Genomic DNA, 7,155 nt, shown 5'->3' with positions numbered 1-7,155 from the left:
CGAGGAGCTCGCCCGCGCCGCCCGGATGCCGGCCGGGCAGCTCAGCCGCGAGTTCCGGCTCGCGTACGGCGCGTCGCCGTACGGGTACCTGACGGCCCGCCGCGTCGAACGCGCGGTCGCGCTGCTGCTGGGCGGCGGCAGCGTCGATTCCGCCGGGGTGTGGTCGGCGGTCGGCTGCGCCACGCCGGGCGTCTTCCGTGACCGCTTCACCGAGCTCGTCGGCGCGGCGCCCGCGGACTTCGCCGCCGGCTGCGCCGCCACGAGGGCGCCCGCCCCCGTGTGACCGGGCCGCGCCCGCTACCCGACGGGCATCGACATGTAGACCGCCCGCCTGCCGTACGACGCCGGGACGGCGACCTCGCGGTGGGCGCGGTAGCCCAGCAGCCGCAGGATGATGTCGGTGCCGCGCACCGCCACCATGGAGATCTGCTCGAAGCCCTGCTCCCGCGCGCGGTCCTGGAAGTGGTGCATGAAGCGCAGCGCGACGTCCCGCCCGCGCAGGTCCTCGGCGATGACGAGGTCGTGCACGTGGAGGTTGCGGGAGTCGTGGGCGGCGAGTTCGGGCCGGGCGAGGTCCGGGCAGCGCAGCGGCGGGTAGGGCAGGCTCAGCAGGTAGCCGCAGACCTTCCCTCCGCTCTCCAGCACGAGGCAGGTGCGGGGCGAGCTGCGGCCCCGGGACTCCAGGGCCTCCCGGCCCTCGGAGAGGCCGTCGGCGGCGTAGGCGTCGTGCTCCAGGGCGACGACGGTGTCCCAGTCGTCCTCGGCGAGGGGACGGATCCGGAGGTCGTCGTCGTTCATCCGGCCTCCCCGGGCCGGATGGTGGGTTCGGCGTGTGCCGCGGCGACCAGTGCGCCCCAGGCGTCGATGAGCAGCGCGAACCGTTCGGCGTCGGCCCGCGCCTCGTCGAGGAGCCGCTCGCGCAGCGGCGCCAGGTGGTCGGCGAACCGCGCGTACTTGCCGCCGAGGCGACGGTAGGAGCGGTCGAGGACGTCCAGCCGGCGGACGTTCTCGGCGCGGTCCCACGCGGCGCTGCGGCGGACGGAGTCGAGGACCGGCGCGGTGCGGACCTCGTGCCGCTCGTCGAGCAGCTCCTCGCCGAGCACCATCATCTCGCCGTAGACCGGGTGCAGGTACAGCATCGAGAGCAGGAACTTGGCGAACCGCACCTGGTAGGCGGTGAAGCCGGGCCCGGTGCGACGCTCGGGCGTGTAGTAGTTGACGATGTGCCGGTTGTGGACGACGCCGGGCAGGCCAGCGTCGAGGACCACGTGCAGCAGGAAGTAGTCGCTGCCGATGGTCTCGGTCGCGGGCGGCAGCGGCAGCCGCTCGTAGACCCGGTGGTCGAGGCCGATGTTGCACATGTCGACGCGCCGGATGTCGGGCGGGCCGAGCACCGTCTCGTCGGCGCGGAACGGCTCGGTGCCGCCGCCGGTGAACGACTCCTCGATCAGCTCGCGCTTCTCCTCCTCGGACCAGACCGGCGGGGCCCACAGGCCGACGACGTCGTGGTAGACGGCGGGGTCGAGCTCGCGGATCTCGCCGACGTCGACGGACAGTTCGCCGATGAACGAGCCGCCGACCAGGACGACGGGACGGTCGCCGTGGGCCGGGTCCAGTTCGTTCTTGGTGACGGCGGTGACGTCCGCCGCGACCTCGCCCGCCCGCCGGCCGAGGGTGCGCAGCTCGTGGTCGATCGGGAACACCTTGTGCCCGTCCAGGAGTTGGTAGTCGCCGTCGGAGTCCCGGCGGTGGACGGACGTGCAGCCGAGCGCGGCGGCGACCAGGAAGATCCGGTTGGTGCAGGCGCCGTAGGAGACGGCGTCGGGGAGCATGAGGTCGAGCAGCGGCTCGGGATCCGGTGCGCCGGAGCGCCGGATCACCCGCTCCAGGAAGGCGCGCTGCCGGGCCTCGCCGAGGTGGTGCACGACCACGCGCGGGGTGGGGACGACGGCGGCGACGGCCGCCGCGTTCTGCGCGAACGGGCTGCTCCCGGCCTCCGGCGCCCCCGCGGCGTCGGAGGTGCCGGAGGCGTCGGCGGTGCTGGCGGTGTCGGAGGTGTCGGAGGTGTCGAGGATCAGCAGGTGCACCTCGACGTCGAAGTGGGCGGCGGCGTGGGCGGCCTCCTCGGCGAGTGCGGCGATGGTGCCGGCGCAGGCCCGGTTGGTGGGCAGGGCGAGGCAGACTCGTCTCATACGTGTGCTCCGGTTGGTCGAACTCGGGTCAGGGCGAGGCTAGTTGAGGATTCCTCCGGTCGGTCCGGCCTCGCCGAACACCGTGGACTAGACCAATAGTGAAGTCAACGATTGACAGGACGGGTCGTGAGGGGGTGGGATTCGCCGCGCGCGCCGCAGGGGGCGTGCAATCCGTACGGAAATGCGAGTGCTCGTCGAATATCCGAACGGGCAAGCGGGTGTGCGGGGTTCAGCGGAACTCCGCTCCGCGCCGGGGTCGTCCGGAGGCATGGAGCTGCCGATAACGGCAACGATGTCCGTGCCCCGTCACTCCGTACTCCCTCACTCCGTCCGGAGGACACGCCATGCCCGAGCTGTGGCTGCCCGGCGCCGAGGTCCACGACCTCGGCGATCACGCCCCCACCGACCACCAGTACCCGCCGAAGGCCATCGCGCACATCACCTGGGACCGCGACGCCTCGGCCGCCGCCCCGCAGGACTGGTGCACGTTCGACGACCTGGTCACCTACTTCACCACCAGCGGCGCCGGCGACGCGCCGCACCTCGTCTGGGACCCGTTCAGCGGCCGGACGGCCCAGCTCTTCCCCGCCGACTCCCGCTCCCGGAGCCTCCTCAGCCCGCCCGGGAGCCCGACCCGCACCAACCGCGCCGGGCGGGTCGTCCTCCAGATCGAGGCGGTCTTCTTCCCCTACTGCCGCCACCGCGGCACCGTCTACCCGCGCCTCGTCGACACGCCGTGCGCCGGATGGGGCCACCTGCAGGCCTGGACCGCGTCGTGGGGCGTGCCCGAGACCTGGCCGATGGGCCGGCCCGCCGACTTCCGCAGCCGGCGTGACGAGCAGGTGTGGCAGACCCGCGGCGGCTGGTACGCCCACGCCCACGTCCCCGACAACGACCACACCGACCCGGGCTCCTGGCCGGACTTCGCCGGCGGCCCGTCGAGCCCCCCGCCCGCCGAACCCCCCTCCCGCCACCAGGTCACCGTCAACGGCCTCCGGTACGGCTACGGCGCCCACGGCTACCAGGTCACCGTCGTCGGCCGGGCACTCGTCGCCCACGGCTTCGGCGGCCACTACCGGTCGGGGCCGGGTCCGGACTGGACGGACGCCGACACCCTCAACTACGCGGACTACCAGCGGAGCCTGGGCTACTCGGGCCCGGCGGCGGACGGCGTCCCCGGCCCGACCTCGCTGCTGCGCCTGCTCGGCTACCTGCCCGGCCCGCGCACCGTCTCGGTCACGCACGTCGCCGCGGCCGCCGCCACCGACCCGGGCGCCGAGCAGGGCCACCGGACGTACGGCGCCGAGGTCGCGATCGTCGAGCAGGCGCTGGCGGACGAGGGGCTGCTCGAACAGCGCTGGGTGGACGGCTCGTTCGGCAGCCTGACGGTCACCGCGTACGCCGCCTGGCAGCGCCGCTGCGGGTACGCGGACGCCGACGCGGACGGCGTTCCGGGGCACGACTCGCTCCAACGCCTGGGCGCGGCGCACGACTTCACCGTGACGGGGTGACGCGGGCCGGCGTACGCGTGCGGTCGGACGTACTCGGCAGGGAGTAGTCGGAGTTACTCCCGCCGGCAGATGTCCGAGTACGGGTGCGCGGGGGAGGCTGAGCGCGTCCTGGTGATCCTCTAGTGAAGGAGGTACGGATGCGCTCGCCCACGGAGTCCTCGCCGTCGGCCGGGGCGGCCGTGCGGGCCGGGGCGGCCGTGCGGGCCGCGGTGGCTGCGCGGGCCGCCCCGGGGCGCCGGCTGTCCCCGGTCGCGCGGAAGTGGCTGGTGGTCGTCCACGTGGTGGCGTCGGTGAGCTGGCCGGCGCTGATGCTCTGCCTGCTCACCCTCGCCGCGACGGCGCTCGCGACGGGCGCGGTGATCGTCCCGTCCGTGGCGCTGGCGCTCTACCTGTTCATGGTGGTGCTGTCCGTCCACAAACCCTGGGGGCGGCGCGTGCCGCGAATACCCAGGGCGTCGCGGACCTCGCGGGCGGTCTGAGCGGTCTGAGCTGCCTCAGGGGAATGCGCGCGCGAGGGGCCGGTGTTGTCCCGGGACGTGACCACTGCACAGCCCGCGCTCCGACTCTCCGTGCTGGACCGTTCCCGCACCCGGCAGGGGGAGGAGCCGGCGCAGGCGTTGCGCAGCACGGTCGAGTTCGCCCGGCGGGCCGAGGCCTTCGGCTACCACCGGTTCTGGGTCTCGGAGCACCACGGCGTGCCCGGGGTGGCCGGCTCGGCACCGACGGTGCTCGCCGCGGCGGTGGCGGCGGCCACGTCCCGGATCCGGGTCGGTACGGGTGGGGTCATGCTGCCCAACCACCAGCCGATGGTGGTGGCGGAGCAGTTCGGCGTGCTGGCCTCGCTCTTCCCCGGCCGGATCGACATGGGCCTCGGGCGGTCGGTGGGCTTCACCGACGGTGTCCGTCGGGCGCTCGGGCGTGAGAAGGACGCGGCCGACGAGTTCGGCGCTCAGCTGGCCGAGCTGCTGGGCTGGTTCGACGGCACCCAGCAGGTACACCGTGGTGTCCACGCCCGCCCGGCCGAGGGCCTGCGGGTGCCGCCCTTCGTCCTTGCTACGGGCGCCGGCGCCGACCTGGCGGCAGAGGCCGGGCTGCCGCTGGTGATCGCCGCCGCGCGCGGGGAGGAGCGGATGCTGGCGGCCATCGACCGCTACCGCACGAGCTTCCGCCCGTCCGCGTACGCGGCCGAGCCGTACGTGGTGGTGTCCGGCACCGTCGCGGTGGCCGACACGGTGGAGCGGGCGCGCGAGCTGCTCGTCCCCGAGGCCTGGGCGGGCGCGTACTCCCGCACGCACGGCGAGTTCCCGCCGCTCGCCCCCGCCGCCGAGGTCCTCGCCCGGTCGATGACGGCGCGCGAGCGGGCCGCGTACGAGCAGTCGCTCGGCGGTCACATCGCCGGCACCCCGGCACAGGCCGCCGCCGAGGTGGCCGCGGTGGTGGCGCGCGCGGGCGCCGACGAATTCCTGGTCACCACGAGCACCTACGACCGGGCCGCCATGACGGAGTCCTACCGGCTGCTGGCGGAGGCGGCCGGGCTGTCCGCGCCGTCCCCGAGCACCCCTCACACGATTTCTGAGCAGGCGTGATGACCTGCTAGTGTTCTTCTCGTCGGGAGGGAACAACCTCCCGGACATGCGTCAGCGGTGCTACCAGAGCACGTCCCACTTTCAGTGGGGAGAGTCCGTGCGACCCGGGCCTGGCGCTCCACCCGAAGGGGCTCGTTCCGTCCAGCGGAACGGGCCCCTTCGTCGTTCCCGGGCGGCGGGCCGCCTGCCCCCGCCGGCCGTGGCGCCCCGGACGTTCCCGCTGCGCGCGTGGCCGTCCGGTTCCTTTATCGCATTTGGTGGCCAAAACCCTTCGGTGCGACCGACTATCGGCCAAGGTCACATTCCAGGTGGCCGGTGAACGGTACGCGACGATGGTGCAGGGGCCAGCGGGTTTCTGTCGCGGCACCGAACTGACGGTCCGTCACAGCATGGCCGGAACTCACTGCTTCTGGTGTGAATATGCCATTGGAATGTTCGTCATACGGAATCCGGCAGTAGCCTTCCGTGTCGAACCCGCCACTCGTTGTGGCGGTCCGGCCGGCGACGCGCTGCGCGCCCGGCCGCGCAGCATCCCCCCCGTGCGATGGACGACCCCCACGAAGGAGCCGGTGTGCCGGGTATCGACGAATGCCTCTCCGGAGCGATGGCGATCACCGGCGCCCGCTCCGCGAGCCTGGTCGACTGGAGCAGCGGCCTCGCCCTCGGCAGCCTGGGCGAGAGCCCGGCCGGCGAGCACGAGACCGCGGCGGCCGAGGCAACCGACCTGGTACGGGCGGCCGTTGAGAGCCAGACCTTCACCGTGTGGGAGGACCGTCGGGCACCGCTGCAGGACATCATCGTCACCGCGGGCCGCAGTTACCACCTGATCTGCCTCATCGACACCGTCTTCGACAGCCGGCTCGTCCTCCATCTCTGGCTGGACCGCGAGGACGGCAACCTCGCCGCCGCCCGCTACCGCCTCCAGGCGCTCGCCGAGGAACTGGTGCTCGGGTGAGCGCGCACGCGGCACCGACGGCCGTGCTGCCACCGACCGTTCCGCGGACGCCGGGCGAGGCGGTCGACCTGCTCGCCGCCCGCGAGGCCACCGGCGCCCTACGCGGCCCGCTCGGCAGCGTCTACCTCGCCGACGGTCTGGTGACCCACGCCGAGTCCGACCGCGCCCCCGACCTGGGCGACCTCCTCACCGGCTGCGGCCGGCTCGCACCGGGGGAGTGGCGGGACCTCGTCGAGATCCACGGCCCGCACGCCCGTGTCGCCGCCGCGCTCGTCGAGCAGGGCCGGCTGACCCGCGGGGAGCTCGAACTCGGCCACCTGGGCACGCTGTTCGACGCCGCCTTCTTCGTCCTCGCCGACACCGGCGGCGGTCTCTGGCGGTTCGAGACCGGCGCCCGGCACTGGCTCGGCCCGGTGACGGCGGTCGACGCCGCGCGGGTCTGCCGGGAGACCGAGCGCCGCCGGGACCTGCTGGACGGCATCTGGCCCTGGGCGCAGCTCGACACCGCGCCCGTCCGCCCGGCCGAGGCCGCCCGCCGGCCCTCCCGCCGTCCGCCCGGCCGGCGCCGGCGCGAGCTGCTCGACCACGCGGACGGCCGAAGAACTCCGGCCGAACTGGCCCGGCTGCTGGGCCGGTCCGGGTTCGGCGTCACGGCGGACGTCCGCCGGCTGGCCGCGGCCGGGCTGCTCGACCCGGTTCCCGCGGTGGTGCCGGGACCGGTCTCCGCACCCGCCCTCGCGCCGCTACCGCCACCGCCTCCGGCTCCGGCGCCGCCTCCGGCTCCGGCGCCGCCTCCGGCTCCGGCGCCGCCTCCGGCTCCGGCGCCGCCTCCGGCTCCGGCGCCGCCACAGGCTCAGGCACCGCCTCCGGCCGTACCCGGCCCCCGCCCACTCGGCGCCCGGACACCCGCT

At 74.3% G+C, this 7,155-nt stretch carries 8 protein-coding genes; 6 read left to right on the top strand and 2 right to left on the bottom strand.

Features of this window, described 5'->3' with window-relative positions:
- A partial coding sequence (locus AB0O00_RS25265) for a helix-turn-helix domain-containing protein (RefSeq protein WP_363655380.1) occupies positions 1-283 on the top strand: 283 nt, incomplete at its 5' end.
- Positions 284-297: 14 nt separating this feature from the next.
- Here the strand turns inward: AB0O00_RS25265 and AB0O00_RS25260 are convergent.
- Positions 298-798 (bottom strand): GNAT family N-acetyltransferase, encoded by a 501-nt coding sequence (locus AB0O00_RS25260; protein WP_363655378.1) that lies wholly within the window; start codon positions 796-798, stop codon positions 298-300.
- Positions 795-2,192: a DUF6271 family protein gene (locus AB0O00_RS25255; protein WP_363655376.1), complete on the bottom strand. Its 1,398-nt coding sequence runs from the start codon at positions 2,190-2,192 to the stop codon at positions 795-797. Before AB0O00_RS25255 ends, AB0O00_RS25260 begins: the two co-directional genes overlap by 4 nt.
- 344 nt (positions 2,193-2,536) lie before the next feature.
- Between AB0O00_RS25255 and AB0O00_RS25250 the strand changes: the two genes are divergently transcribed.
- From AB0O00_RS25250 to AB0O00_RS25230, 5 genes are all read left to right on the top strand, one after another.
- Complete coding sequence (locus AB0O00_RS25250; RefSeq protein WP_363655374.1) at positions 2,537-3,703, top strand: peptidoglycan-binding protein; 1,167 nt, start codon at positions 2,537-2,539, stop codon at positions 3,701-3,703.
- A 137-nt stretch (positions 3,704-3,840) separates the two neighbouring features.
- Positions 3,841-4,182: a hypothetical protein gene (locus AB0O00_RS25245; RefSeq protein WP_363655372.1), complete on the top strand. Its 342-nt coding sequence runs from the start codon at positions 3,841-3,843 to the stop codon at positions 4,180-4,182.
- A 57-nt stretch (positions 4,183-4,239) separates the two neighbouring features.
- Positions 4,240-5,289: an MsnO8 family LLM class oxidoreductase gene (locus AB0O00_RS25240; RefSeq protein WP_363655371.1), complete on the top strand. Its 1,050-nt coding sequence runs from the start codon at positions 4,240-4,242 to the stop codon at positions 5,287-5,289.
- Positions 5,290-5,860: 571 nt separating this feature from the next.
- Positions 5,861-6,244, top strand: coding sequence for a hypothetical protein (locus tag AB0O00_RS25235; protein ID WP_363655369.1), 384 nt, complete (start codon positions 5,861-5,863; stop codon positions 6,242-6,244).
- Positions 6,241-7,155, top strand: a 915-nt coding sequence (locus AB0O00_RS25230) for a hypothetical protein (RefSeq protein WP_363655367.1), incomplete at its 3' end; no start/stop codon positions are given. The genes AB0O00_RS25235 and AB0O00_RS25230, both read left to right, overlap by 4 nt.

Origin of the sequence: Kitasatospora sp. NPDC093558 (assembly GCF_040683475.1) — a bacterium.
Classification (GTDB): Bacteria; Actinomycetota; Actinomycetes; order Streptomycetales; family Streptomycetaceae; genus Kitasatospora.
Note: the sequence above shows the minus strand (reverse complement) of the source record. Positions and strands in the feature narration are given on the sequence as shown.